Raw genomic sequence first — 24,689 nt, 5'->3', positions numbered from 1 at the left:
CGTACGCAAAAGCCGCGTCCGTGTGCGGAAGCCGTCCGCGGAAGCAGAGAAGGATTCACAGTGCAGCTGGTAGTCGGCAGGATCGGCCGCGCCCATGGGATCAAGGGCGAGGTCACGGTTGAGGTGCGTACGGACGAGCCCGAGCTGCGGCTCGGCCCCGGCGCCGTCCTGGCCACGGACCCCGCCGGGGTGGGGCCGCTGACCATCGAGACCGGCCGGGTGCACAGCGGCCGGCTGCTGCTGCGGTTCGCCGGCGTCAAGGACCGCACGGGCGCCGAGGCGCTCCGCAACACGCTCCTGATCGCCGAGATCGACCCCGAGGACGTCCCCGAGGACCCCGAGGAGTTCTACGACCACCAGCTGATGGACCTGGACGTCGTCACCGTCGACGGGGTCGAGATCGGCCGGATCACCGAGATCTCCCACCTGCCGTCGCAGGACCTGTTCATCGTGGAGCGCCCCGACGGCAGCGAGGTGATGATCCCCTTCGTCGCCGAGATCGTGCCGGAGATCGACCTGGAGGCGCAGCGTGCGATCATCGACCCGCCGCCGGGCCTGATCGACGCCGACCAGGCCGTGGTCGCGAGCGCCCGGGACGCCGAGGCGGCCGACGCCACGGAGTCCGGCGAGGCGGGCGACGACGAGAAGGGGGACGCGTGATGCGGCTCGACGTCGTCACGATCTTCCCCGAGTACCTGGAACCGCTGAACGTCTCGCTCGTCGGCAAGGCCCGGGCCCGCGGCCAGCTCGATGTGCGCATCCACGACCTGCGGGAATGGACGCACGACCGGCACAACACCGTCGACGACACCCCGTACGGCGGCGGCCCCGGCATGGTCATGAAGCCCGACCCCTGGGGCGAGGCGCTCGACTCGATCATCGAGTCCGGTGACGGCTCCGAGGACGCTTCCGGGGACGGCGGGGCCCGCCCCGTCCTGGTCGTTCCGACGCCCAGCGGCAAGCCCTTCACCCAGCAGCTCGCCGTGGAGCTGTCCGAGAAGCCGTGGCTGGTCTTCACCCCCGCCCGTTACGAGGGCATCGACCGCCGCGTCATCGAGGAGTACGGCGACCGCCTCGACGTGCGCGAGGTCTCCATCGGCGACTACGTGCTGGCGGGCGGCGAAGCCCCGGTCCTGGTCATGGTCGAGGCCATCGCCCGGCTGCTGCCCGGTGTGCTGGGCAACGCCGAATCGCACCGGGACGACTCCTTCGCCCCCGGCGCCATGGCCGACCTCCTGGAGGGCCCGGTCTACACCAAGCCTCCCCAGTGGCGCGGCCGCGGCATCCCGGACGTCCTGCTCAGCGGCCACCACGGCAAGATCGCCCGGTGGCGCCGCGACGAGGCCTTCCGCCGCACGGTGCTGAACCGGCCCGATCTGATCCGCCGCGCCGACCCGGCCGCCTTCGACAAGAAGGACCGCGAAACCCTCTCGATCCTGGGCTGGGCGCCGGGGCCCGACGGCCGATTTGGGCCACTGGCCCCGGACGTGGAAGAATAAGCCGTTGCCTTGCGTCCGGCGCGCGCCCCTGCCACAGGGGGAACGACGTTCGCCCGACGTTTCGGTACACCCCCATCATCATTACTAATTTCCGCTGATGACCTGTGGCATCGGCGAGGAGAGCAGACGGTTATGAACCTTCTCGACAACGTCGACGCCGCATCGCTGCGCACGGACGTCCCGAACTTCCGCCCGGGTGACACCGTGAACGTTCACGTTCGCGTCATCGAAGGCAACCGCTCCCGTGTGCAGCAGTTCAAGGGTGTCGTCATCCGTCGCCAGGGTGCGGGCGTCCGCGAGACCTTCACGGTCCGCAAGGTCTCCTTCTCCGTCGGCGTCGAGCGCACCTTCCCGGTGAACTCCCCGATCTTCGAGAAGATCGAGCTCGTCACCCGCGGTGACGTGCGTCGCGCCAAGCTGTACTACCTCCGTGAGCTCCGCGGCAAGGCCGCGAAGATCAAGGAGAAGCGCGACAACTGAGCTTCTGTCGGGGGTCCTGGCCGGGCCGGATAGGCTTTCGGCTCGATGGACACCGACGCACAGCTTTCGGAGCGCGACCGCTCTCCAGAACCCGCCGAGGGGGAGGAGCAGGGGTCGCGCTCCGCGCGTATTTCCGGGGACTCCCCGGACGAGCCCGCCGAGCGGGCGGCCGGGCGCTCCGAGCGCCTCTCCTTCGCCGCCGTGGGGCAGTGGCTGACCGGCGGCGGACCGCTGCGCCGGGCCGGGCTGCTGCTGACCGCCTGCATGATCTTCCTGCTCCTGGTCAGCAGCTATCTCGTGCAGCCCTTCCTGATCCCCTCCAGATCGATGGAGAACACCTTCCAGGTCGGCGACCGGGTGCTGGTCAACAAGCTCGCCTACCGCTTCGGCGGCGAGCCGCGCCGCGGTGACGTGGTGGTCTTCGACGGCACCGACTCCTTCATCCAGGGCAGACCGCCCGAGAACCCGGTGGCGGCGCTGGTGCGCGAGGGGGCCTCGGCCGTCGGGCTGATGCGGCCGGCGGAGACGGACTACATCAAGCGGGTCGTGGGCGTCGGCGGCGACCGGGTCCGCTGCTGCGACCAGCGCGGCAGGCTCGAGGTGAACGGCCGGCCGGTGATCGAGGACTACCTCCACCCGGGCGACACACCCTCCGAGGTGCCGTTCGACATCGTGGTCCCGGAAGGCAAACTCTGGGTGATGGGTGATCATCGCAGTGACTCCCGTGACTCCCGTGACCACCTCGGCGAGCCCGGTGGCGGCACGGTCCCGGTGGACCGGGTCATCGGCCGGGCGGATTGGATCGGCTGGCCCCTCGGCCGGATGACGTCGGTGAAACGGCCCGAAGCCTTCGCGCGCGTACCGGAGCCGGGGCAGGGGCCGGGGCACGGCGGGAGCCCGCATGGGTAGCCGGGGGCGTACGGAGCAGGCGCCGGGCGGGCGGGCCGCGCGACGGAAGGCGGCGCGGCGGGTCAAGCGACGGCGGCGTCGGTCGGCGGTCAAGGAGGTGCCGATCCTCATAGGGGTGGCGCTGCTGATCGCGCTGGTGCTGAAGACCTTCCTGGTGCAGGCGTTCGTGATCCCGTCCGGCTCGATGGAACAGACCATCCGGATCGGCGACCGGGTGCTGGTGGACAAGCTGACGCCGTGGTTCGGGTCGAAACCGGAGCGCGGCGACGTCGTGGTCTTCAAGGACCCGGGCGGCTGGCTCGACGGGGAACCGAAGGCCGGGCCCGACCCCGTGGTCATCAAACAGGGAAAGCAGTTTCTGACGTTTATCGGCCTGCTGCCCTCCGCCGATGAACAGGATTTGATTAAGCGGGTCGTCGGGGTCGGCGGCGATACCGTCAAGTGCTGTGACAAGGACGGCAGAGTCACGGTCAACGGAACGCCGCTCAACGAGCCGTATCTCAACCCGGGGGACGTTCCCTCGCAGTTGAAATTCGAGGTGAAGGTGGCCCCCGGCCGGATCTTCGTGATGGGCGATCACCGCTCCGATTCGGCCGATTCGCGCTATCACCTGGACGAACCCGGGAACGGCACGATCGCCGAGGACATGGTGGTGGGGCGCGCCACGGTCATCGCCTGGCCGTTCGGCCACTGGCGGCGGCTGGCCGAACCGAACACCTTCGCATCGGTCGGGGACGCGCCGGGGACGAGGACGTCGGCGCGCGGTTCGCCGAATAGTGTGTCTCTCATGGATCGGCAAGGAATGATCCAGCTCCCGACCCCTGCGGAACTCCCGCTCGTTATGGGAGTGGTGGGCCTGCGTCGTATGTACGACAGGCGGCAGCGCGGAGTGAGGAGTGGATGTGGGGGATTTGGCGGTAGGCGCCCGTTCCGGTCACGGAGAGCCGGAAAAGCGGCCCGGGGAAGCTGAGCAGTCGCCCGTGGGCGAGGCGCCGGAGGTGGCCGTGTCCCAGGCGTCCCAGCCAACCCAGGCGCCCCAGACCTCGCAGGAAACGACGGGTGGACCGGTGGGTGGACCGACAGGCGGATCGCCGGGCGCGGACCCCGGCGATGTGACGCCCGAGAGCGACGCGACGCAGGACGGACAGCGGGCGGCCAAGAAGCAACGATCCTTCTGGAAGGAACTGCCGATCCTCATCGGCATCGCCCTGCTGCTCGCGCTGGTCATCAAGACGTTCCTGGTGCAGGCGTTCTCCATCCCCTCCGACTCCATGCAGGACACCCTGCAGCGCGGTGACCGGGTGCTGGTGGACAAGCTGACGCCGTGGTTCGGTTCGAAACCCGAGCGCGGCGAGGTGGTGGTCTTCCACGATCCGGGCGGCTGGCTCGACGAGACGACGACGGCGGACCCCGGTCCGGTCGCGGGCGGCATCCAGAAGGTCCTGAGCTTCATCGGCCTGATGCCCTCCGCCGAGGAGAAGGACCTGATCAAGCGGGTCATCGCGGTCGGCGGGGACACCGTCGAGTGCAAGGGCAACAACGACCCGGTGACGGTCAACGGCAAGGCCCTCAAGGAGCCGTACATCTTCCCGGGCAACACCCCCTGCGGTGACAAGCCGTTCGGCCCGATCAAGGTCCCCAAGGGCCGGATCTGGGTGATGGGCGACCACCGCCAGAACTCCCTGGACTCGCGCTACCACCAGGAACTGGACAAGTTCCAGGGCACGGTCTCGGAGGACGAGGTCGTCGGGCGCGCGATCGTCATCGCCTGGCCGATCAACCGCTGGTCCACCCTGCCCGTCCCGGACACCTTCGACCAGAAGGGGATCGGCGCGGCCGTCGCGCCGCCGGCCCTCGGGCTCGCGGGCGCGGTGCCGCTGGTGCTCTGGCGCCGGAGCCGGATCGCCAGGAAGACCGTGCTGAAGGGCTGACCGCGTCCGTACCGCCGGGTAGTGTGCGATTCCGTGCCCCCGGGCATGGAATCCGATCTTCTACGCGGGACGGGGGCACGGGATGAGCGCGGTGACACGTACGACCGACGGCCACGGCCGCGCGGGCAGGACACTGTCCGGGCTGGCCGTGGCCGTCGGTCTGTTGCTCTTCCTCGGCGGATTCGTATGGGGAGCCGTCCTCTACCGCCCCTACACCGTGCCCACCAACTCCATGTCGCCCACCATCGGGATCGGCGACCGGGTCCTCGCCCAGCGGATCCACGGCGACGACGTGCGACGCGGGGACGTCGTCGTCTTCGAGGACCGGCTCTGGGCCGACCAGCCCATGGTCAAGCGGGTCGTCGGGGTCGGCGGTGACAAGGTCGCCTGCTGCGACCGGCAGGGCCGGATGACGATCAACGGCGAGCCGCTGGTGGAGCCGTACGTGCCGGGGACGGGGCCGGCCTCGCCGACCGGCTTCTCCGCCACCGTGCCCGACGGACAGCTCTTCCTCCTCGGCGACCACCGCGCCGACTCCCTGGACTCCCGCACCCACCTGAACGACGCCGGCCGGGGATCCGTGCCGCGCACGGCCGTCAAGGCGCGCGTGGACGCCACCGCCTGGCCCATGGCCGGCTGGGGCATGATCGACCGGCCCGCCGCCTTCGCCGCGCTGCCGGGCGGCACCTCACGGCCCGGACCGCTGCCGCTGGTGGTGACCTCGGTCGTCGTCGGGGCCGCGCTTATCCTGGGCGGTGCGGCGTACGGGCCCCTCGCACGCCGGCTGACCAGGAACGGAAGGGCGATGGCGGTATCGCATGGCTGACGGCGCACGCAGGGCGGCGCGCGTGATCCTGCTCGATGCGCGGGACCGCGTCCTGCTGATGAACGGCTTCGAGCCGGCCGACCCCACGAGCACCTGGTGGTTCACCCCGGGCGGTGGGCTGGAGGGCGACGAGACCTGGGAGCAGGCGGCGCGGCGCGAGCTGGCCGAGGAGACCGGGATCACAGAGATCGAGCTGGGCCCGGTGCTCTGGCGCCGGTTCTGCTCCTTCCCCTTCGACGGGCGGCGCTGGGACCAGGAGGAGCACTACTTCCTGGCCCGCACCGAGCAGGCGGGGGAGTGGACCGGAGGCGGGACCGAACTGGAGCGCCGCAGTGTCACGGGCCTGCGGTGGTGGACCTGCGAGGAACTCCTCGCGGCCCGTGAGACGGTGTATCCGACCAGGCTCGGCGAGCTGCTGCGTACGCTGCTCGACGAGGGACCCCCGAGTACGCCGGTGCTCCTGGAGACTGAGCGCGCCTGACGCACAATGGGGGGACGCACGGCTGAAGGGGAACATGCCATGAGCGCCGAGGACCTCGAAAAGTACGAGACCGAGATGGAGCTGAAGCTCTACCGGGAGTACCGCGATGTCGTCGGTCTGTTCAAATACGTGATCGAGACCGAGCGCCGTTTCTATCTCACGAACGACTACGAGATGCAGGTCCACTCCGTACAGGGTGAGGTCTTCTTCGAGGTCTCGATGGCCGACGCCTGGGTGTGGGACATGTACCGCCCTGCCCGGTTCGTGAAACAGGTGCGGGTCCTCACGTTCAAGGACGTGAACATCGAGGAGCTGAACAAGAGCGATCTCGACCTTCCGGGTGGCTGAGTTGTCCACAACCGACGGGTTGTCCACCAAGATCCAATAGTTGGCGGCGGGCGCGGCACAGTCGGTGCCGGAGGTGGTGCCCGTGAACGCCCGAGGAGCACTCGGTCGCTACGGCGAGGATCTGGCCGTGCGTCGGCTGGCCGAGGCGGGGATGAGGATCCTGGACCGCAATTGGCGGTGCCGGGAAGGCGAGATCGACATCGTGGCGTCCGACGGTGACGCCCTGGTGGTCTGTGAGGTCAAGGCGCGCCGCGCGGGCCCCTACGAACACCCGATGGCGTCGGTTCGGGCCGGCAAGGCCGAGCGACTGCGGCGGCTCGCCGAATGCTGGCTGGAGCGGCACGGCGGACCGCCGCCGGGCGGGGTGCGGATCGATCTGGTGGGGGTGGTCGTCCCCGACCGGGGCGCGCCCGTCGTCGAGCACGTCAAGGGGGTGGCCTGATGGGTTTCGCCCGTACGTGCTCGGTGGCCCTCGTCGGGGTCGAAGGGGTCGTGGTCGAGGTCCAGGCCGACCTGGAGCCGGGCGTCGCGGCCTTCACCCTCGTCGGCCTCCCCGACAAGAGCCTCGTGGAAAGCCGGGACCGGGTCCGCGCCGCGGTCGTGAACTCCGGGGCGGAGTGGCCGCAGAAGAAGCTGACGGTGGGTCTGAGCCCGGCCTCGGTCCCCAAGGGCGGCAGCGGCTTCGACCTGGCGGTGGCCTGCGCGGTGCTGGGGGCCGCCGAGCGCATCGACCCGCGCGAGATCGCCGACCTGATGATGATCGGTGAACTGGGCCTCGACGGCCGGGTCCGCCCGGTGCGCGGCATCCTCCCCGCGGTGCTCGCCGCCGCCGAGGCCGGCTACCGCCAGGTCGTCGTCCCCGAACGCACGACGGCCGAGGCCTCCTTGGTGCCCGGCGTCTCGGTGCTCGGCGTCCGCAGCCTCCGTCAGCTGATCGCCGTGCTGACGGACGAGCCGGTGCCCGAGGAGGAGGACCGGCCGCGTGAAGGCCGCCCCGACCCGATGCTGGCGGGGCTGTCGCTGCCGGGGGTGGGGATCGGGGCGGGCGCCCTCCTCGGCGAGCGCCGGCCGGACCTCGCCGAGGTCGCCGGCCAGAGCAGGGCGCGCCGGGCGCTGGAGGTCGCCGCGGCCGGGCGCCACCACCTCTACTTCCAGGGCCCGCCGGGCGCCGGCAAGACCATGCTCGCGGAGCGGCTGCCCGGTCTGCTGCCGCCGCTCACGCCACAGGAATCCCTGGAGGTGACCGCGGTGCACTCGGTGGCCGGGGTGCTGCCCGCCGGGCAACCGCTCGTCGAGCGGGCACCGTACTGCGCACCCCACCACTCCGCGTCCATGGCCTCGCTCGTCGGCGGTGGTTCGGGGATGCCCCGGCCCGGGGCGGTGTCATTGGCGCACAAGGGCGTGTTGTTCCTGGACGAGGCCCCCGAGTTCTCGGGGCGGGTGCTCGACGCCCTTCGGCAGCCACTGGAGTCGGGGCACGTGATCGTGGCCCGTTCCGCGGGGGTGATGAGACTGCCTGCCCGCTTCCTTCTCGCCCTGGCCGCCAACCCCTGCCCGTGCGGGCGGCACGGACTGACCGGCGAGGGCTGCGACTGTGCCCCTCAGACGGTCAGGCGGTACCGGGCGCGTCTGTCCGGGCCGCTCATGGACCGCGTCGACCTGCGGGTGACGGTCGAGCCGGTGGCCCGGTCCGAGCTCGTCGGCCTGGGGGCGGGGCACGGGGCGGAGACCACCGCGGACGTCGCCGCGCGTGTCCGCGCCGCCCGGGACCGGGCCCTCTTCCGGTACGCGGACACGCCCTGGCACACCAACAGCGAAGTGCCCGGACACGAACTGCGGACCCGCTGGCGCGCTGCCCCGGAAGCCCTGGCCGAGGCCGAACGCGACATGGAGCGAGGGCTGCTGACGGCACGTGGCCTCGACCGGGTGCTGCGGGTGGCCTGGACGCTCGCGGACCTCGCGGGACACGACCGCCCCGACGTGACGGACGTGAACCACGCACTCGAACTGCGTACGGGCTTTCGGCGCAGCCCCGCCCTGGCCGGAGCCCCGGCATGACGCGCTTCACCCCGGGCTTCCCGCCGGATTCCACCGCGGATCCCGCCCCGGGGCCCACCTCGGGGCCCACCTCGGGTCCCACCTCGGGGCCCGCTCCGGTCGCCGTCCCGGACGGCGAACGGCTCGCCAGGGCCGCATTGACGCGGCTGACCGAGCCGGGGGACGAGACCGTGGGGCGGTGGGTGCGGGAGCTGGGGCCCGCCGCCCTGGTCCGGGGGCTGACGGGGGCGGGCCCGCCCCCGAAGGGAGCGCGCGAGGAGCGATTGGCGGGGTGCCGGGCTCGCGCCACTCTCCTCGACCCGGCGGGCGACCTCGATGCCGTGGCCCGGCTGGGCGGCCGCTTCCTGTGCCCCGGCGACCGGGAATGGCCCCGGCAGCTCGACGACCTCGGTGATGCCCGCCCCCTCGGTCTGTGGGTGCGCGGCCGTGCGAACGTTCGACTGTGGGCGCTGCGCTCCGTCGCCGTGGTCGGCGCCCGGGCCTGCACCGACTACGGATCGCACGTGGCGGCCACTTTCGGGGCCGGGCTGGCCGAGCGCGGCTGGGTGGTGGTCTCCGGCGCCGCCTACGGGGTCGACGGGGCGGCGCACCGCGGGGCGCTCGCCGCGGGCGGGGCGACGGTGGCCGTGCTGGCCTCGGGGGTGGACGTGCCCTATCCGCGAGGACACACCGAGTTGATCGACCGGATCGCGGAACAGGGGCTCGTCCTGGCCGAGTTGCCGCCCGGTGGTCATCCCACGCGCAGCCGGTTCGTCCTGCGCAACCGTGTCATCGCCGCGTTGACGCGCGGGACGCTGGTCGTGGAGGCCGAATACCGCAGCGGATCCCTCGTCACGGCACGCCGGGCACGGCAGCTGGGCCGGCACACCATGGGCGTTCCCGGGCCGGTCACTTCCGGACTGTCGGCCGGTGTGCACGAACTGCTGCGCGAGGAAGCGAGCCTGGTGACCGACGCCGCCGAGGTCGCCGAGCTGGTCGGCGACATCGGCGAGCTGGCACCCGAGCGGCGCGGGCCGATCGTGGCCCGGGATCTGCTGGAGCCCACGGCAGCCGGAGTGCTGGAGGCCGTGCCCGGACGGGGCGGCGGACACCTGGACGACATCGCCCGGGAGGCGGCCCTGGGCCGGGACCGGACGCTCGCCGGACTCTACGAACTCCAGGCCCTGGGCTTCGTCGAACGTCGTGGTGACCTCTGGCAGTTGGCCGGGCCGCCGTCAACATCCGGCACCCCCAAGCCCCCCGGACGACGCCCGACCGTGCGGCGAGGCGGTACTTGACCTGGGGCGATCGGGTGAAAGGGTTAAGGAGATGACCGAGGCAGCCGATGCGGCGAGCTCTGTACGGCCGCCGTACAACCATGCGGCCGCCATGCCGGGGCGCCGGCGGCGGAACATATCCGCGCATCACCGAAGGAGTTCCCTTCGCTCACCGCGACGCCTCAGTCACGCTACGCTCACGGGAATCCCGCCATTCGTACCCCTCGATCCACGTCACACCAGAACGGCTCAAGACGACGAATGCCCCAGCACACCTCCGGGTCCGACCGCGCGGCTGCGCCGCCCGCAGCTCGCGGCGCCGCGCGCCCTCCCGCGCCCTCGACGCTCGACGAGCTGTGGCGGTCGTACAAGGCCTCGGGCGACGAACGGCTGCGGGAGCAGTTGATCCTGCACTACTCGCCGCTGGTGAAATACGTGGCGGGCCGGGTCAGCGTCGGGCTGCCGCCCAATGTCGAGCAGGCCGACTTCGTCTCCTCCGGGATCTTCGGACTGATCGACGCCATCGAGAAGTTCGATCCCGCGCGGGCCATCAAGTTCGAGACCTATGCCATCACCCGGATCCGGGGGGCGATGATCGACGAACTGCGCGCACTGGACTGGATCCCGCGCTCGGTCCGGCAGAAGGCGCGTGCCGTCGAGCGTGCCTACGCCACGCTGGAGGCCGAGCTGCGCCGGACGCCCTCCGAGGCGGAGGTCGCCGCGGAGATGGGCATCGCCCTGGAGGAACTGCATAGCGTTTTCAGCCAGTTGTCCCTGGCCAACGTGGTGGCGCTGGAAGATCTGCTGCACGCCGGCGAGGAAGGCGGCGAGCGGCTCAGCCTGATGGACACGCTGGAGGACACCGCGGCCGACGACCCGGTCGAGGTGGCCGAGGACCACGAGCTGCGCCGACTGCTGGCCCGTGCCATCAACACCCTCCCGGAGCGCGAGAAGACCGTCGTCACCCTGTACTACTACGAGGGCCTCACGCTGGCCGAGATCGGTCAGGTGCTCGGTGTCACCGAGAGCCGGGTCAGTCAGATCCACACCAAGTCGGTGCTCCAGCTGCGGGCCAAGCTGGCGGATGTCGGACGCTGAATCGTCCCTCCAGCGTCGTCCTCGACGGGGCGGGTCCGTAGAGTGGACGCGTGCCCAGGATTCGAGCGGCCTCCGTGGCCGAGCACCGGACAATGCAGCGCGGCGCCCTGCTGGACGCCGCCCGCTCCCTGCTGTCCGAAGGCGGTACGGAGGCGCTGACCTTCCCCGCCCTCGCCGAGCGCACCGGACTCGCGCGGTCCTCGGTCTATGAGTACTTCCGCTCGCGGGCGGCGGTGGTCGAGGAGCTGTGCGCTGTCGACTTCCCCGTCTGGGCGGCGGAGGTCGAGGCCGCGATGGACCGGGCGGACACGCCCGAGGCGAAGATCGAAGCGTATGTGCGACAGCAGCTCGCGCTCGTCGGCGACCGCCGTCATCGGGCCGTGGTCGCGATCTCGGCGGGCGAGCTGGACGCAGGGGCCCGCGAGAAGATCCGCGCCGCGCACGGCGGGCTGATCGCCATGGTCGTCGAGGCCCTCATGGGCCTCGGCCACGAGCAGCCGCGACTGGCCGCCATGCTCCTCCAGGGCGTGGTGGACGCCGCGGTCCGCCGGATCGAGCTGGGCGCGGCCGAGGAGCCGCACCGGATCACCGAGGCAGCGGTCTCCATGGCCCTGCGCGGCGTCCGAGGCTGACCTCTCCCCTTCGCCCCCTCCGCCTCCTGTGCCCTCTCCGCCCTCTTCGGTGGCCGTCGCCCCGGAGGCCACCGGTGTCAGTGCGACGCTGCCAATCCCCAGGGGAGGTGGCGGGAAGGCGCCGGTCATCGGGAGCAGGCGGGACGGGGCGCGGCGGAGCATGTCCGGCGGCAGCAGGCTCAGCGGGTCGAGGTAGGTCTCACCGCGCCGCAGTCCCCAGTGCAGACAGCCTGCCGGGCCGGGGGCACCTCCCACGCCGTTCAGGCAGTGGCGGGAGAACGGCCCGCCCGCCAGGACACCGATCACCTCTCCCGCCGCCACCCGGTCGCCCTCGCGGGCCGTCGCCCGTACTGGCTCGTACGTCGTGCGCAGGGGCGGATCTCCGGTGCCCGACAGCTCAACCACCAGCACCGGGCGCCCCGCGACCGGGCCGGCGAAGGTGATCGTGCCCGGCGCGGCGGCCCGGACCGGCTGCCCGGCGGCAGCCGCGAGGTCCACCCCGCGGTGGCCCGCCTTCCACGGCTCCGGCGGCGGGTCCCAGCCCCGCAGGACCAGGGGCCGCGCACCGCGCGCGCCGCTGACCGGCCAGGCCCGGTCGTCGGCCGCCCGCCCCGGGCCGGTGGCCGGGTCGCCGGCCGCGTACGCCACCGGATCCACAGCCGCACGGGCCGCCGCACGGGCCGCCGGACGGGCCGCCGGACGGGCCGCCGGACAGGCCGCCGGATCCGCGGCCGAAGCCGTGGCGCACAGGATGATGGCCGGCAGCGCCCGGAGGGCGAGGGCTCGCACGGCCGAGCCGAGTCGTCGCATGCCGTCACCGTCCCGCACTGCGCCGTCCGGTGGGGATCTTGACCCGGATCTGTGGACTACTCGCGGGTTGTGGACAGCGCCGTCACCCGGGCCTTCACCGGTCCCGTACACTTCTCATGGCGATCCGGGTCACCGGATCGACTTCGCACGCCCCGCCACTGGCGCGTCAGTCCCTTTCGGGCAGCACGGTGGCCGTGTCTCTCGGTCCGCGGAACGGCTTCTCGCAAGAGCGCCCTCCACGGCAGGCACGCCGGGGCGTCAGGAGCGGCGGCCGCCCGGCCGCCGTGGAACCGAGCAATACAAGGAGCGCGGCCATGGCCGTCGTCACGATGCGGGAGCTGCTGGAGAGCGGCGTCCACTTCGGTCACCAGACCCGTCGTTGGAACCCGAAGATGAAGCGTTTCATCTTCACGGAGCGCAACGGCATCTACATCATCGACCTGCTCCAGTCGCTGTCGTACATCGACCGCGCCTACGAGTTCGTCAAGGAGACCGTCGCGCACGGCGGCTCCATCATGTTCGTCGGCACGAAGAAGCAGGCCCAGGAGGCCATCGCCGAGCAGGCGACCCGCGTCGGGATGCCGTACGTCAACCAGCGCTGGCTGGGCGGCATGCTCACCAACTTCTCGACCGTCTACAAGCGCCTGCAGCGCCTGAAGGAGCTCGAGCTCATCGACTTCGAGGATGTGGCCGCGTCCGGCCTCACCAAGAAGGAGCTGCTCGTCCTCTCCCGCGAGAAGACCAAGCTCGAGAAGACCCTCGGCGGTATCCGCGAGATGCAGAAGGTGCCCAGCGCCGTCTGGATCGTGGACACCAAGAAGGAGCACATCGCCGTCGGTGAGGCGCGCAAGCTCCGCATCCCGGTCGTCGCGATCCTCGACACCAACTGCGACCCCGACGAGGTCGACTACAAGATCCCGGGCAACGACGACGCGATCCGCTCCGTCACGCTGCTCACCCGCGTGATCGCCGACGCCGTCGCCGAGGGCCTCATCGCCCGTTCCGGTGCCGCCACCGGTGACGCCAAGGCCGACAAGGCCGCCGGCGAGCCGCTGGCCGAGTGGGAGCGCGACCTGCTCGAGGGCGACAAGAAGTCCGACGAGGCCGAGAAGCCGGCCGAGGCCGCCGTTGAGGCGCCCGCCGAGGCCCCCGAGGCCCCGGCCGCGGACGCCGAGCAGGCCTGACCACTCAGTCGCGGTAGATGACGGGGTCGGCGCGAGACGCGCCGCCCCCGTCGTGCACCGTAGTCACAACGACTTTCGAGAAGAGATTCACGAAAATGGCGAACTTCACCGCCGCTGACGTCAAGAAGCTCCGTGAGCTCACCGGCGCCGGCATGATGGACTGCAAGAAGGCGCTGGACGAGGCCGAGGGCAACGTCGAGAAGGCCGTCGAGATCGTTCGCGTCAAGGGCCTGAAGGGCGTGGCCAAGCGCGAGAGCCGCACCACCTCCAACGGTGCCGTCGTCTCCGTCATCGCCGACGACAACACCTCGGGTGTCATCGTCGAGCTGAAGTGCGAGACCGACTTCGTCGCCAAGGGTGACAAGTTCGTCACCGTCGCCGACGCGCTCGCCGCCCACGTCGCCAAGACGGCCCCGGCCGACATCGAGGCGCTCATGGCGTCCGAGATCGAGTCCGGCAAGACCGTCCAGGCGTTCGTGGACGAGGCCAACGCCACCCTCGGTGAGAAGATCGTCGTCGACCGCTTCGCGCAGTTCGCCGACGGCTTCGTCTTCGCGTACATGCACCGCACGGCCGCGGACCTGCCGCCGCAGGTCGGTGTCCTCGTCGAGCTCGACAAGGAGAACGCCGAGGTCGCCAAGGACGTCGCGCAGCACATCGCCGCGTTCGCGCCGAAGTTCCTCTCCCGCGACGAGATCCCGGCCGACGTCGTCGACAACGAGCGTCGCGTCGCCGAGGCCACCGCTCGCGAGGAGGGCAAGCCCGAGGCCGCCCTGCCGAAGATCGTCGAGGGTCGCGTCACCGGCTTCTTCAAGGAGAGCGTGCTGCTGGACCAGCCGTTCGCCAAGGACAACAAGAAGACCGTCCAGAAGATCCTGGACGAGGCCGGTGTCACGCTGAAGCGCTTCTCGCGCATCCGCGTCGGCGCCTGAGCCGTCAGCAGGACGCGAATGACCTGCGACCCGCTAGGGTCGTACGCAGCCGACCGTCCACCGGCCGGCCGCTGATGTGACGAGGAGGCCATTGCCGTACAGGGATCTGATAAGGACCCATCCGGCAATGGCCTTCTTCGTATGTGCACGAGGAGATCTCCAATGAATCAGGGTGCGGACGCCCCACAGGCCGCCGACGACGAGAGCACCAACCACGGCAAGCGCCGTCGGTTCATGCTGAAACTGTCCGGCGAGGCCTTCGCCGGCGGCGGAGGGCTCGGCGTCGACCCCGATGTCGTGCACGCCATCGCCCGGGAGATCGCGGCGGTCGTCCGCGAGGGCTACGAGATCGCCGTCGTCATCGGCGGCGGCAACTTCTTCCGCGGCGCCGAGCTGCAGCAGCGCGGCATGGACCGGGCCCGCTCGGACTACATGGGCATGCTCGGCACGGTCATGAACTGCCTCGCCCTCCAGGACTTCCTGGTCAAGGAAGGCATCGAGACGCGGGTACAGACCGGCATCACCATGGGCCAGGTCGCCGAGCCGTTCATCCCGCTGCGCGCCGTGCGCCACCTGGAGAAGGGCCGCGTCGTGATCTTCGGCGCCGGCATGGGCATGCCCTACTTCTCCACCGACACCACTGCCGCCCAGCGCGCCCTGGAGATCCACGCCGAGGCGATCCTGATGGGCAAGAACGGCGTCGACGGGGTCTACGACTCCGACCCGAAGAAGAACCCCGACGCGGTGAAGTTCGACGCCCTCGAATACGGCGAGGTCCTCTCCCGCGGCCTCAAGGTCGCCGACGCCACCGCCATCACCCTGTGCATGGACAACAAGCTGCCGATCCTCGTCTTCGAACTGCTCGCCGAGGGCAACATCGGGCGTGCGGTCAAGGGTGAGAAGATCGGCACGCTGGTGAGCGACCAGAGCACGCGGGCCTGACGGGCTCGCACAACCGCCCGTATCGGCCAGGTGCCGGCACGGGCGGCAATTCCGGGCCGCGGGAAGACCTCGGCACGGGGATGGACAACTGCCTGCCGGTCGGACACCGTGCAGGAGAAGACGCGCGCAGGGGCGAGGCTCTGCTTACTGATAACACCAGGAGCAAGTGGTGATCGAAGAGATCCTCCTCGAGGCCGAGGAGAAGATGGAGAAGGCCGTCGTGGTCGCCAAGGAGGACTTCGCGGCGATCCGCACCGGGCGTGCGCACCCGGCGATGTTCAACAAGATCGTGGCGGACTACTACGGTGCGCTGACGCCCATCAACCAGCTGGCGTCGTTCTCGGTTCCCGAGCCGCGCATGGCCGTGGTGACCCCGTTCGACAAGAGCGCGCTGCGCAACATCGAGCAGGCCATCCGCGACTCCGACCTGGGCGTCAACCCCAGCAACGACGGCAACATCATCCGGGTGACCTTCCCGGAGCTGACCCAGGAGCGCCGCAAGGAGTTCGTCAAGGTCGCCAAGACCAAGGCCGAGGACTCCAAGATCTCGATCCGCTCCATCCGCCGCAAGGCCAAGGAACTCCTCGACAAGCTCGTCAAGGACAAGGAGTCCGGCGAGGACGAGGTGCGCCGCGCGGAGAAGGAGCTCGACGACACCACCCAGAAGTACGTCGCACAGGTGGACGAGCTGCTCAAGCACAAGGAATCCGAGCTCCTCGAGGTCTGATGAACGACGCATCCTGGGGGGCCCCGCCGCGCGCCGGCTATTGGGGGTCCACCGACCAGGGACCCGCCGGTACGGCGGGTCCTGTGCACGAGGCGGCCTACGCGGCGCAGACTCGCCCCATGCCCATCGTGCCCGACGCAGGCGGAGACCAGGACGACCGTGATCAGGGGGCCGCTGACTTCGGCGGCCCCCTGTTCCGCGATGAACAGGAGCCCGACATCCGGCCGCAGGAGCCTGCTGCCCCCCAGACGGCGAACGCGGCGAAGAAGAGCGCCGGGCGCGATCTGCGGGCAGCGATAGGGGTGGGTGTCGGCCTCGGTGCCGTCATCCTCGCCTCCCTGTTCATCTACAAGCCCGTCTTCCTCGGCGTGATCGTGGTGGCCGTGGTCGTCGGGCTGTGGGAGCTGACCTCCAGGCTGGCCGAGAAGAAGGCCATCCGGGCACCCCTGGTGCCGCTCGCGGTCGGTGGCGCCGCCATGGTCGTCGCCGGCTTCGTGAACGGCGCCGAGGGCGCATGGGTGGCCATGGCCTTCACCGCGCTCGCGGTGCTCGTGTGGCGCATGACGGAGCCGCCCGAGGACTATCTCCGCGATGTCACGGCGGGCATCTTCGCGGCCTTCTACGTGCCGTTCCTCGCCACGTTCGTGGCGCTGATGCTGGCCGCGGACGACGGCGCCTGGCGGGTGCTGACCTTCCTGGTGCTCACGGTGGTCAGCGACACCGGCGCCTACGCGGTGGGCTGGCGGTTCGGCAAGAACAAGCTCGCGCCGCGCATCAGCCCCGGCAAGACCCGGGAGGGGCTGCTCGGCGCGGTGGCGTTCGCCATGGTGGCGGGCGCGCTGTGCACGCACTTCCTCATCGACGGCGGAGTGTGGTGGCAGGGCCTGCTGCTGGGCCTCGCGGTCGCGGTCAGTGCCACGCTGGGCGATCTCGGCGAGTCGATGATCAAGCGGGACCTGGGCATCAAGGACATGGGTGCCCTGCTGCCGGGCCACGGCGGGATCATGGACCGGCTGGACTCGCTGCTGCCGACCGCCCCGGTGGTGTGGCTGCTGCTGGTCGTCTTCGTCGGCAGCACCTGAGCCGCGACAGGGGTCCGACCTGCGGTTTCTTCGGTGAGGGGTTCGTTGTCCACAGGGCGGCGGGCCCCTCTCCGTATGTCTGCGACACTGGTAGGACCATGCCTGCACCTGGAGAACTCACTTTCGTCGCGCCGCGCGGGGCCAAGAAGCCCCCGCGGCACCTTGCCGACCTCACCCCCGCCGAGCGCCGCGAGGCCGTCGCCGCGATCGGCGAGAAGCCGTTCCGCGCGAAGCAGCTGTCCCAGCACTACTTCGCCCGGTACGCGCACGACCCGGCGGCATGGACGGACATCCCGGCGGCGGCCCGCGAGAAGCTCGCGGCCGAGCTGCTGCCCGAGCTGATGAGCGTCGTCAGGCACATCTCGTGCGACAGCGACACCACCCGTAAGACCCTGTGGCGGCTGCACGACGGCACGCTGGTCGAGTCCGTGCTCATGCGTTACCCCGACCGGGTCACCATGTGCATCAGCTCCCAGGCCGGCTGCGGCATGAACTGCCCGTTCTGCGCCACCGGCCAGGCCGGGCTGGACCGCAATCTGTCGACCGCCGAGATCGTGCACCAGATCGTCGACGGCATGCGCGCGCTGCGCGACGGCGAGGTGCCCGGCGGCCCGGCGCGGCTGTCCAACATCGTCTTCATGGGCATGGGTGAGCCGCTCGCCAACTACAAGCGCGTCGTCGGTGCGATCCGCCGTCTCACCGACCCCGAGCCGGACGGCCTCGGGCTCTCGCAGCGCGGCATCACCGTCTCCACCGTCGGCCTGGTGCCCGCGATGCTGCGCTTCGCCGACGAGGGCTTCAAGTGCCGTCTCGCGGTCTCCCTGCACGCGCCGGACGACGAGCTGCGCGACACCCTCGTGCCCGTCAACACCCGCTGGAAGGTCCGCGAGGTCCTCGACGCAGCCTGGGAGTACGCGGAGAAGTCCGGCCGTCGGATCTCCATCGAGTACGCCCTGATCCGGGACATCAACGACCAGGCGTGGCGTGGTGACCTGCTCGGCCGCCTCCTCAAGGGCAAGCGCGTGCACGTCAACCTCATCCCGCTCAACCCCACCCCGGGGTCGAAGTGGACCGCGTCCCGGCCGGAGGACGAGCGGGCGTTCGTCCAGGCGATCGCCTCGCACGGCGTGCCCGTCACCGTGCGTGACACGCGGGGTCAGGAGATCGACGGAGCGTGCGGTCAGCTCGCCGCCGCCGAGCGCTGATACTGTCCACTCGCCCAGGCGAAAACTCGCACAAATGAACATCCGACAGGGGAGCGCGCAGAGCGCTGAGAGTGCGGCACAGGCCGCAGACCCTCGGACCTGATCCGGGTCATACCGGCGTAGGGAGTCAACCCACTCATGAACACCACCCTCCGGCGCGCCGTCGGCGCGGCCGTCATCGCCGCGCTCGGCGTCCCCGTGCTGGCCGCCTGCGGCGGTTCGGACGACTCCGGCTCCGGCTCGAAGACCGTCACGCTCGTCTCGCACGATTCCTTCGCCGCGTCGGAGGCGGTGCTCAAGGAGTTCACGCAGGCGACCGGGTACAAGGTCAAGGTGCTCAAGAGCGGGGACGCCGGGACGGCCGTCAACCAGGCCATCCTCTCCAAGAGCCACCCGCAGGGCGACGTCTTCTTCGGCGTCGACAACACCCTCCTGTCACGGGCGCTCGACAACGGTCTGTTCACCCCGTACGAGGCCAAGGGCCTGGACCGGGTCCCCAAGGAGCTCCAGGCCGACGCCGCCGAGCACCGGGTCACGCCCATCGACTCCGGCGACATCTGCGTGAACTACGACCGCGCGTACTTCGCCGACCACAAGCTCAGCCCGCCGACGTCCTTCGACGACCTGATCAAGCCGGAGTACAAGAACCTCCTGGTCACCGAGAACGCGGCGACCTCGTCCCCCGGTCTCGCCTTCCAGCTGGGCACCATCGCCAAGTACGGCGACGCCGGCTGGCAGGACTACTGGAAGAAGCTCAAGGCCAACGGCCTCGAGGTCGTGGACGGCTGGGAGCAGGCGTACAACGACCGCTTCTCCGGTTCCGCCGCGGGCAAGAAGGCCAAGGGCGACAAGCCGCTCGTCGTCTCCTACGCCTCCAGCCCGCCCGCCGAGGTGCTCGGTGTGAAGCCGCTGCCCAAGGAGGGGCCGACCGGCGTCGCGACGGGCACCTGCTTCCGGCAGATCGAGTTCGCCGGGCTGCTGAAGGGCGCGAAGAACACCAAGGGCGGCCAGGCCCTGATCGACTTCCTGCTGGGCAAGAAGTTCCAGGAGGACATGCCGCTCCAGATGTTCGTCAACCCGGCGAACCAGGACGCCGCGCTGCCCGAGGAATTCACCAAGTTCGGTGCCAAGATCACCGACCCCGCGACCCTCGCCCCGGAGAAGATCGCCAAGAACCGCGACCAGTGGGTCAAGGCATGGTCCTCGCTCGTCCTGAAGTAGACGTCCCGAAGCGACCGAAGAGGCTCTCCCGGCAGACGGCGGTCCGGCTCGGCCTGATGGCCCTGCCGGTCGCCTTCTTCGCCCTGTTCTTCGCCTACCCGGTCTCCGCCATCGTGGCCCGGGGGCTCAAGGACGGCGGGCGGTGGCAGTTCGCCCGCGTCGGAGAGGTGCTCGGCGACGAGCGGATCGGCCACGTCCTGTGGTTCACCACCTGGCAGGCCCTCGCCTCCACGGCCCTGACCCTCGTCCTCGCCCTTCCCGGCGCGTATGTCTTCGCCCGCTTCGACTTCCCCGGCAAGCAGCTGCTGCGGGCGGTGGTCACCGTCCCCTTCGTCCTGCCGACGGTCGTGGTCGGCTCGGCGTTCCTGGCGCTGCTCGGACGCGGCGGGCTGCTGGACGAGCTGTGGGGGATGCGCCTGGACACCACGGTCTGGGCGATCCTCCTGGCCCATGTGTTCTTCAACTACGCCGTCGTCGTCCGGACCGTCGGCGGCCTCTGGGCACAGCTCGACCCCCGCCAGGAGGAGGCGGCCCGGGTGCTGGGCGCCGGGCGCTTCGCCGCCTGGCGCCGGGTGACGCTGCCGGCGCTCGCGCCCGCCGTGGCCGCCGCCGCCCTCATGGTCTTCCTCTTCACCTTCACCTCCTTCGGCGTGGTCCAGATCCTCGGCGGCCCCCGCTACGCCACCTTGGAAGTGGAGATCTACCAGCAGACCGCGCGGCTGCTCGACCTGCCGACGGCCGCCGTGCTCACGCTCGTGCAGTTCGTGGCCGTGGCCGTCCTGCTGGGCGTGCACGCCCGGACGGTCCGGCGGCGGGAGACCGCGCTGAAGCTGGTCGACGCCGCCCAGACCTCCCGCCGCCCTCAGGGGCCGGCCCAGTGGGCGCTCCTGGCGTCCGTGCTGGCCGTGGTGGCGCTGCTGATCCTGGTGCCGCTCGTCGTGCTCGTCCTGCGCTCCTTCGACGGGCCCGACGGCTACGGTCTGGCCTTCTACCGCGCCCTGGCCTCGGCGGACGACAACGGCGGCACCTTCGTCGTCGCCCCGCTGGAAGCCATCGGGAACTCCCTGGCCTACGCGCTGGCCGCCACCGGCATCGCCATCGTGGTGGGCGGGCTCGCCGCCGCCGCGCTGACCCGGCGGGCGGGACGGCTCGTACGGGGCTTCGACGCCCTGCTCATGCTGCCGCTCGGCACCTCCGCGGTGACCGTCGGCTTCGGCTTCCTGATCACCCTGGACGAGCCGCCGCTGGATCTGCGCTCGTCCTGGATCCTGGTCCCGCTGGCACAGGCCCTGGTGGGCGTGCCCTTCGTCGTCCGGATCATGCTGCCGGTGCTGCGCGCGGTGGACGCGCGGCTGCGCGAGGCGGCCGCGGTGCTCGGAGCGTCCCCGCTGCGCGCGTGGCGCGAGGTGGACCTGCCACTGGTCGGGCGGGCGCTGGCGGTGGCGGCGGGGTTCGCGTTCGCCGTGTCGCTGGGCGAGTTCGGGGCGACCGTCTTCATCGCCCGCCCCGACAACCCCACCCTGCCGGTGGCCGTGGCCCGGCTGCTCGGCCGCCCCGGGGAACTCAACTACGGCCAGGCCATGGCCCTGAGCACGATCCTGATGCTGGTGTGCGCGGCGGCGCTGCTAGTACTGGAGCGTGTCCGCACCGACCGTTCGGGAGAGTTCTAGATGTCCCAGCTGCGACAGGACCTGCTGCGCCTGGACGACGTCACGGTCCGCTTCGGCGGGCGTACGGCCCTGGACGCGGTGGACCTGGAGGTCGCCGAGCACGAGACGGTGTGTGTGCTCGGGCCGAGCGGCAGCGGCAAGTCCACGCTGCTGCGGGTCGTCGCGGGGCTCCAGCCCGCGGACGCCGGGCGGGTCTTCCTCTCCGGCGCCGACCAGGGCGGGGTGCCCGTCCACCGGCGTGGGGTGGGCCTGATGTTCCAGGACCACCAGCTCTTCCCCCAGCGGGACGTCGGTGGCAACGTCGGCTTCGGGCTGCGGATGCGCAAGGTCGGGCGGGCGGAGGCGGAACGTCGCGTCGCGGAGCTGCTCGACATGGTGGGTCTGCCGGGCGCGCAGCGACGGTCCGTGGCGGCGCTGTCCGGCGGTGAGCAGCAGCGGGTGGCCCTGGCGAGGGCGCTGGCGCCCCGGCCGCGGCTGCTGATGCTCGACGAGCCGCTCGGTCAGCTCGACCGGAGCCTGCGCGAGCGCCTCGTCGTGGAGCTTCGACAGCTCTTCGGCCGGCTGGGCACCACGGTGCTGGCCGTCACCCACGACCAGGGCGAGGCCTTCGCGCTCGCCGACCGGGTGGTGGTGATGCGCGACGGGCGGATCGCCCAGGCCGGGACGCCGCTGGAGGTGTGGCAGCGGCCGGCGTCGGAGTTCGTGGCCCGCTTCCTCGGCTTCGACAACGTGGTCGAGGCGACGGTCAGTGGTGAGCGTGCCGACACCGTGTGGGGGAGCGTGCCGGTGCCGGCGGGGACGCGACAGGGGAAGTGCAGGCTGCTCGTACGTCCCGCGGGGGTGCGGCTGCTGCCCGCGGCGGAGGGGCTGCCGTGCACGGTCAGCGGCCGGACGTTCCGGGGAGACCATGTCGTGCTGCTGCTGCGGCCCCCGAACGGGCCGGAGCTGGAGGCGGCGTGCGACCTGCGGGGCGCCCCGGAGCCGGACGCCCGCGTGGGCGTCGGCTTCGACGTGAACGACGTGGTGGTGCTGGGTCCCGCCGAGGACGGCACGACCGCCTGAGCCCGAACGAAAGAGCCCCCTGCACCGTCCCGGAGGACGGTGCAGGGGGCTCTCCCGTGTGACGGTGGCCGGGCCTCAGCCCGTTTTCGTCGGGGTCGGTGTGAGATCCCGTGCCTCGGGTTCGGGCTCCGGCACCGCCGCGTCCTCCGGTTCGCCGTACCAGGCGACCGCGACCGCGCCCGCCACGGCCAGCAGGAAGCCCGCGACCGCCATCCAGGCGAGGCCGTCACGGGAGGTGTCGCCGAGCATCAGCACGCCGATGAGGCCGGGCAGGACGGTCTCGCCGACGACGAGGGCGGCCGTGGCGCCGTTGACCGAGCCGATCTGCAGGGCGACCGTGTGCAGGTACATGCCGATGGTGCCCGATATGAGAATGGCGTAGAGCGCCGGGTCCGCGATCAGCGTGGGCAGGTCGAACGGGTCGATGCCGTCGAGGATGCGCACGCCCACACCGATGGCGCCGAAGCCGAGGCCGGACAGCAGACCGGCGAGGATCGCCGACTTCGAGCCCAGCAGACGGACGGCGATCGTGCCGCCGATCATCAGCACCAGCGAGATGATCAGCAGCCACCAGTGCGTGGACCGCGCGGCCTCGCCGCTGCCCTCGTGGCCCGCGGCGGTCGCCAGCAGGACCAGCGCCGAGCAGACGACACCGATCGACAGCCACTCCGGCTTGGTCAGCCGGATGCCCAGGAGCTTGATGCTCAGCACGGCGGTGACCACGAGGTTGGCGCTGATGACGGTCTGGGAGAGGAACAGCGGCAGCATGCGAGCGGCCAGCGCGCCGAGCCCGAAACCGAGGAAGTCCAACACCGTACCGACCATGAACTCCCACGTCACCGCAGCCTTGGCGGTGGAGGAGAGACTGGGGCCGCCATGCTGCGTCGTACCCGTCGTGGAGGCCGCCGCGGCCTCCCGGCGGGCCGATTTGCGCGATCCCACGGCTTGCAGGACCGAGCCTGTGCCGTAGCAGGCCGAGGCCGCGACAGCCGTCAGAAGGCCGATGATCACCAATAGCTCCGTTCGCCTGATAAACCGTCGTGCTCCTGAAGCAGACGCGCTTTTCGGCGCGGAAGTTGCTTTGGGTCAAGAAATAGTCAAGGACTTGTTGTGCGCGGGAGCGTGCCGGACCGCCGGTGGTCGCGCCCCGCCGCTCACTTCGGCCCCGCCGCGAGCCGTGCCAGCGCCGCGGGTGCCTCGTCGACGGAATCGACCAGCGCGATGCGCCCGGCCATCGGCCGCCCGGCCGCCAGCGCCTCCAGCAGGGGCCAGGTCGGCAGCTCGCGCGTCCAGTGCGCGCGGTTCACGAGCACCATCGGGGTCGGCTCGCCACGCGACTGGTAGTAGTTGGGCGTCGCGTTGTCGAAGATCTCCTGCACGGTGCCCGCCGCGCCCGGCAGGAACACCACCCCGGCGTTGGCGCGGGCGAGCAGGCCGTCCTCGCGGGTGGCGTTCGCGAAGTACTTCGCGATGTGCGAGGCGAAGGCGTTCGGCGGCTCGTGTCCGTAGAACCAGGTGGGGATGCCCACCGAGGACCCGCCGCCGGGGAAGGCCGAGCGCACGGCGAACGCGGCGGCCGCCCATTCGGCGACCGAGGGCGTGAAGTGCGGGACGCCGGCCAGCAGCGCCAGGGCCTCGTCCAGCATCGTGTCCGCGAGGGGCGCGGCGTACGCGCCGAGGTTCGCGGCCTCCATGGCACCCGGCCCGCCGCCGGTGGCGACGGTCAGGCCGTCGCGGGCCAGCGCCCGGCCCAGCCGGGCCGCCCCGGCGTACCCGGCGGAGCCGCGCTCCAGGGCGTGACCGCCCATGACGCCCACCACGCGCCGCCCGGCCAGCAGCTCGTCCAACGCGTCGGACACGGCGTCGTCGTGGATGCTCCGCAGCATGGAGGCGAATATGTCGCCGTCCGACTTGGTCCTCTCGAACCACGCGTACGCGAGGGCGTCCGGGGTGTTCTCGTAGCCCTTCTCCAAGCCCTCGAACAACTCCTCCGGGCGATACAGCGCGGCCCGGTAGGGGTTGAACGGAAGGAAGGGCACCGGCGGGAAGACCAGCGCACCCCCGGCCCGCACCTTCGCGGCCGCCTCCGGTTCCATCGGGCACCCGAGGAACACGGCCTCCATGGTGTCGACGGCCGCCAGCTCGGCCGTACGGGCCGTCAGATCGACGGACTGCACGCGGTATCCGCCGAGCGAACCCGAGGTGACGACCCGGTCGAACTCCTCCAGGCTCTCGATCTCGCGGCCGGACCCCGGAGGGGAACCGACGGGGGAACCAGCGGGGACAGGGGCATTCGGCTGCATCCGGCCATGCTAGGTCCTGGCCGTGGGCCCCTT

Annotated in this window: 25 protein-coding genes, 1 pseudogene and 1 riboswitch; of the genes and pseudogenes, 23 read left to right on the top strand and 3 right to left on the bottom strand. The window is 71.1% G+C overall.

Going from position 1 to position 24,689, the window contains the following annotated elements:
• The first annotated feature begins 60 nt into the window (after positions 1–60).
• The 14 genes from rimM to FHS38_RS31400 all read left to right on the top strand — a co-directional run bounded on the left by rimM (position 61) and on the right by FHS38_RS31400 (position 11,518).
• The gene (gene rimM / locus FHS38_RS31465; RefSeq protein ID WP_184739425.1) at positions 61–660 is read left to right on the top strand and encodes a ribosome maturation factor RimM; all 600 of its coding nucleotides are present in this window, start codon (positions 61–63) and stop codon (positions 658–660) included.
• A complete protein-coding gene (trmD, locus tag FHS38_RS31460) occupies positions 660–1,499 on the top strand; it encodes a tRNA (guanosine(37)-N1)-methyltransferase TrmD (RefSeq protein WP_184739520.1) in 840 nt (279 codons plus the stop codon). Before rimM ends, trmD begins: the two co-directional genes overlap by 1 nt.
• Before the next feature lie 132 nt (positions 1,500–1,631).
• Positions 1,632–1,979, top strand: a complete 348-nt coding sequence (rplS, locus tag FHS38_RS31455; protein WP_184739423.1) for a 50S ribosomal protein L19 — start codon at positions 1,632–1,634, stop codon at positions 1,977–1,979.
• A gap of 45 nt (positions 1,980–2,024) precedes the next feature.
• Entirely contained in the window at positions 2,025–2,888 is an 864-nt protein-coding gene (gene lepB / locus FHS38_RS31450; RefSeq protein ID WP_184739421.1) for a signal peptidase I, read from the top strand.
• Positions 2,881–3,858 carry a signal peptidase I gene (gene lepB / locus FHS38_RS31445; protein WP_184739419.1) on the top strand — a complete coding sequence of 326 codons (978 nt, stop codon included), beginning with the start codon at positions 2,881–2,883 and terminating at the stop codon, positions 3,856–3,858. The genes lepB (FHS38_RS31450) and lepB (FHS38_RS31445) overlap by 8 nt, the downstream gene beginning before the upstream one ends.
• Complete coding sequence (gene lepB / locus FHS38_RS31440) at positions 3,800–4,819, top strand: signal peptidase I (RefSeq protein WP_184739518.1); 1,020 nt, start codon at positions 3,800–3,802, stop codon at positions 4,817–4,819. Before lepB (FHS38_RS31445) ends, lepB (FHS38_RS31440) begins: the two co-directional genes overlap by 59 nt.
• Positions 4,820–4,901: 82 nt before the next feature.
• A complete protein-coding gene (gene lepB, locus FHS38_RS31435) occupies positions 4,902–5,645 on the top strand; it encodes a signal peptidase I (RefSeq protein WP_184739417.1) in 744 nt (247 codons plus the stop codon).
• The gene (locus FHS38_RS31430; RefSeq protein WP_184739415.1) at positions 5,638–6,126 is read left to right on the top strand and encodes an NUDIX hydrolase; all 489 of its coding nucleotides are present in this window, start codon (positions 5,638–5,640) and stop codon (positions 6,124–6,126) included. Before lepB (FHS38_RS31435) ends, FHS38_RS31430 begins: the two co-directional genes overlap by 8 nt.
• A 39-nt stretch (positions 6,127–6,165) precedes the next feature.
• Positions 6,166–6,474, top strand: coding sequence for a DUF2469 domain-containing protein (locus FHS38_RS31425; RefSeq protein WP_009714730.1), 309 nt, complete (start codon positions 6,166–6,168; stop codon positions 6,472–6,474).
• A gap of 82 nt (positions 6,475–6,556) precedes the next feature.
• Positions 6,557–6,916, top strand: a complete 360-nt coding sequence (locus tag FHS38_RS31420; protein WP_184739413.1) for a YraN family protein — start codon at positions 6,557–6,559, stop codon at positions 6,914–6,916.
• Positions 6,916–8,532 (top strand): YifB family Mg chelatase-like AAA ATPase, encoded by a 1,617-nt coding sequence (locus tag FHS38_RS31415; RefSeq protein ID WP_184739412.1) that lies wholly within the window; start codon positions 6,916–6,918, stop codon positions 8,530–8,532. Before FHS38_RS31420 ends, FHS38_RS31415 begins: the two co-directional genes overlap by 1 nt.
• Positions 8,529–9,809, top strand: coding sequence for a DNA-processing protein DprA (gene dprA, locus FHS38_RS31410; protein ID WP_184739410.1), 1,281 nt, complete (start codon positions 8,529–8,531; stop codon positions 9,807–9,809). The genes FHS38_RS31415 and dprA overlap by 4 nt, the downstream gene beginning before the upstream one ends.
• Positions 9,810–10,049: 240 nt before the next feature.
• The gene (gene whiG, locus FHS38_RS31405) at positions 10,050–10,886 is read left to right on the top strand and encodes an RNA polymerase sigma factor WhiG (RefSeq protein WP_184739408.1); all 837 of its coding nucleotides are present in this window, start codon (positions 10,050–10,052) and stop codon (positions 10,884–10,886) included.
• A gap of 92 nt (positions 10,887–10,978) precedes the next feature.
• Positions 10,979–11,518: a TetR/AcrR family transcriptional regulator gene (locus FHS38_RS31400; protein WP_184739516.1), complete on the top strand. Its 540-nt coding sequence runs from the start codon at positions 10,979–10,981 to the stop codon at positions 11,516–11,518.
• A 243-nt stretch (positions 11,519–11,761) separates the two neighbouring features.
• Here FHS38_RS31400 and FHS38_RS31395 read toward each other — a convergent pair.
• Positions 11,762–12,328: pseudogene (locus FHS38_RS31395) on the bottom strand (peptidoglycan DD-metalloendopeptidase family protein); the annotation flags it as partial.
• Between the two features lie 314 nt (positions 12,329–12,642).
• Between FHS38_RS31395 and rpsB the strand changes: the two are divergent.
• The 9 genes from rpsB to FHS38_RS31350 all read left to right on the top strand — a co-directional run bounded on the left by rpsB (position 12,643) and on the right by FHS38_RS31350 (position 22,353).
• Positions 12,643–13,512 carry a 30S ribosomal protein S2 gene (rpsB, locus tag FHS38_RS31390; protein ID WP_184739406.1) on the top strand — a complete coding sequence of 290 codons (870 nt, stop codon included), beginning with the start codon at positions 12,643–12,645 and terminating at the stop codon, positions 13,510–13,512.
• 95 nt (positions 13,513–13,607) lie between these two features.
• Entirely contained in the window at positions 13,608–14,444 is an 837-nt protein-coding gene (tsf, locus tag FHS38_RS31385; RefSeq protein WP_184739404.1) for a translation elongation factor Ts, read from the top strand.
• Between the two features lie 162 nt (positions 14,445–14,606).
• Positions 14,607–15,386, top strand: a complete 780-nt coding sequence (gene pyrH, locus FHS38_RS31380; RefSeq protein WP_184739402.1) for a UMP kinase — start codon at positions 14,607–14,609, stop codon at positions 15,384–15,386.
• Between the two features lie 169 nt (positions 15,387–15,555).
• Positions 15,556–16,113 carry a ribosome recycling factor gene (frr, locus tag FHS38_RS31375; RefSeq protein WP_130880153.1) on the top strand — a complete coding sequence of 186 codons (558 nt, stop codon included), beginning with the start codon at positions 15,556–15,558 and terminating at the stop codon, positions 16,111–16,113.
• Positions 16,113–17,195: a phosphatidate cytidylyltransferase gene (locus FHS38_RS31370; protein ID WP_184739401.1), complete on the top strand. Its 1,083-nt coding sequence runs from the start codon at positions 16,113–16,115 to the stop codon at positions 17,193–17,195. Before frr ends, FHS38_RS31370 begins: the two co-directional genes overlap by 1 nt.
• Before the next feature lie 98 nt (positions 17,196–17,293).
• A complete protein-coding gene (gene rlmN / locus FHS38_RS31365) occupies positions 17,294–18,400 on the top strand; it encodes a dual-specificity RNA methyltransferase RlmN (protein WP_184739399.1) in 1,107 nt (368 codons plus the stop codon).
• A 37-nt stretch (positions 18,401–18,437) separates the two neighbouring features.
• Positions 18,438–18,543, top strand: a riboswitch (TPP riboswitch).
• Complete coding sequence (locus FHS38_RS31360) at positions 18,539–19,621, top strand: thiamine ABC transporter substrate-binding protein (RefSeq protein ID WP_184739397.1); 1,083 nt, start codon at positions 18,539–18,541, stop codon at positions 19,619–19,621. (Overlaps the previous riboswitch by 5 nt.)
• A 56-nt stretch (positions 19,622–19,677) precedes the next feature.
• Entirely contained in the window at positions 19,678–21,291 is a 1,614-nt protein-coding gene (locus FHS38_RS31355) for an ABC transporter permease (protein ID WP_229822832.1), read from the top strand.
• Positions 21,292–22,353, top strand: coding sequence for an ABC transporter ATP-binding protein (locus FHS38_RS31350; protein WP_184739393.1), 1,062 nt, complete (start codon positions 21,292–21,294; stop codon positions 22,351–22,353). It begins immediately after the preceding gene.
• A 75-nt stretch (positions 22,354–22,428) separates the two neighbouring features.
• Here the strand turns inward: FHS38_RS31350 and FHS38_RS31345 are convergent, their stop codons facing one another.
• The gene (locus FHS38_RS31345; protein ID WP_184739391.1) at positions 22,429–23,364 is read right to left on the bottom strand and encodes a DMT family transporter; all 936 of its coding nucleotides are present in this window, start codon (positions 23,362–23,364) and stop codon (positions 22,429–22,431) included.
• Between the two features lie 143 nt (positions 23,365–23,507).
• Positions 23,508–24,656: an LOG family protein gene (locus tag FHS38_RS31340; protein ID WP_184739389.1), complete on the bottom strand. Its 1,149-nt coding sequence runs from the start codon at positions 24,654–24,656 to the stop codon at positions 23,508–23,510.
• Positions 24,657–24,689: the final 33 nt, after the last annotated feature.

Origin of the sequence: Streptomyces netropsis, assembly GCF_014203545.1 — a bacterium.
Lineage (GTDB): Bacteria > Actinomycetota > Actinomycetes > Streptomycetales > Streptomycetaceae > Streptomyces > Streptomyces netropsis.
The sequence above is the reverse complement of the archived record's forward strand: the minus strand, read 5'-3'. Positions and strand labels throughout refer to the sequence as shown.

What these genes read in the sequence shown, in the direction of transcription:
- trmD (WP_184739520.1), top strand. Translation starts at nt 660, where the DNA reads ATGCGGCTCGACGTCGTCACGATCTTCCCCGAGTACCTGGAACCGCTG.
- rplS (WP_184739423.1), top strand. Translation starts at nt 1,632, where the DNA reads ATGAACCTTCTCGACAACGTCGACGCCGCATCGCTGCGCACGGACGTC.
- lepB (WP_184739421.1), top strand. Translation starts at nt 2,025, where the DNA reads ATGGACACCGACGCACAGCTTTCGGAGCGCGACCGCTCTCCAGAACCC.
- lepB (WP_184739419.1), top strand. Translation starts at nt 2,881, where the DNA reads ATGGGTAGCCGGGGGCGTACGGAGCAGGCGCCGGGCGGGCGGGCCGCG.
- lepB (WP_184739417.1), top strand. Translation starts at nt 4,902, where the DNA reads ATGAGCGCGGTGACACGTACGACCGACGGCCACGGCCGCGCGGGCAGG.
- FHS38_RS31430 (WP_184739415.1), top strand. Translation starts at nt 5,638, where the DNA reads ATGGCTGACGGCGCACGCAGGGCGGCGCGCGTGATCCTGCTCGATGCG.
- FHS38_RS31425 (WP_009714730.1), top strand. Translation starts at nt 6,166, where the DNA reads ATGAGCGCCGAGGACCTCGAAAAGTACGAGACCGAGATGGAGCTGAAG.
- FHS38_RS31415 (WP_184739412.1), top strand. Translation starts at nt 6,916, where the DNA reads ATGGGTTTCGCCCGTACGTGCTCGGTGGCCCTCGTCGGGGTCGAAGGG.
- dprA (WP_184739410.1), top strand. Translation starts at nt 8,529, where the DNA reads ATGACGCGCTTCACCCCGGGCTTCCCGCCGGATTCCACCGCGGATCCC.
- whiG (WP_184739408.1), top strand. Translation starts at nt 10,050, where the DNA reads ATGCCCCAGCACACCTCCGGGTCCGACCGCGCGGCTGCGCCGCCCGCA.
- FHS38_RS31400 (WP_184739516.1), top strand. Translation starts at nt 10,979, where the DNA reads ATGCAGCGCGGCGCCCTGCTGGACGCCGCCCGCTCCCTGCTGTCCGAA.
- rpsB (WP_184739406.1), top strand. Translation starts at nt 12,643, where the DNA reads ATGGCCGTCGTCACGATGCGGGAGCTGCTGGAGAGCGGCGTCCACTTC.
- tsf (WP_184739404.1), top strand. Translation starts at nt 13,608, where the DNA reads ATGGCGAACTTCACCGCCGCTGACGTCAAGAAGCTCCGTGAGCTCACC.
- pyrH (WP_184739402.1), top strand. Translation starts at nt 14,607, where the DNA reads ATGAATCAGGGTGCGGACGCCCCACAGGCCGCCGACGACGAGAGCACC.
- FHS38_RS31370 (WP_184739401.1), top strand. Translation starts at nt 16,113, where the DNA reads ATGAACGACGCATCCTGGGGGGCCCCGCCGCGCGCCGGCTATTGGGGG.
- rlmN (WP_184739399.1), top strand. Translation starts at nt 17,294, where the DNA reads ATGCCTGCACCTGGAGAACTCACTTTCGTCGCGCCGCGCGGGGCCAAG.
- FHS38_RS31360 (WP_184739397.1), top strand. Translation starts at nt 18,539, where the DNA reads ATGAACACCACCCTCCGGCGCGCCGTCGGCGCGGCCGTCATCGCCGCG.
- FHS38_RS31355 (WP_229822832.1), top strand. Translation starts at nt 19,678, where the DNA reads ATGGCCCTGCCGGTCGCCTTCTTCGCCCTGTTCTTCGCCTACCCGGTC.
- FHS38_RS31350 (WP_184739393.1), top strand. Translation starts at nt 21,292, where the DNA reads ATGTCCCAGCTGCGACAGGACCTGCTGCGCCTGGACGACGTCACGGTC.
- FHS38_RS31340 (WP_184739389.1), bottom strand. Translation starts at nt 24,656, where the DNA reads ATGCAGCCGAATGCCCCTGTCCCCGCTGGTTCCCCCGTCGGTTCCCCT.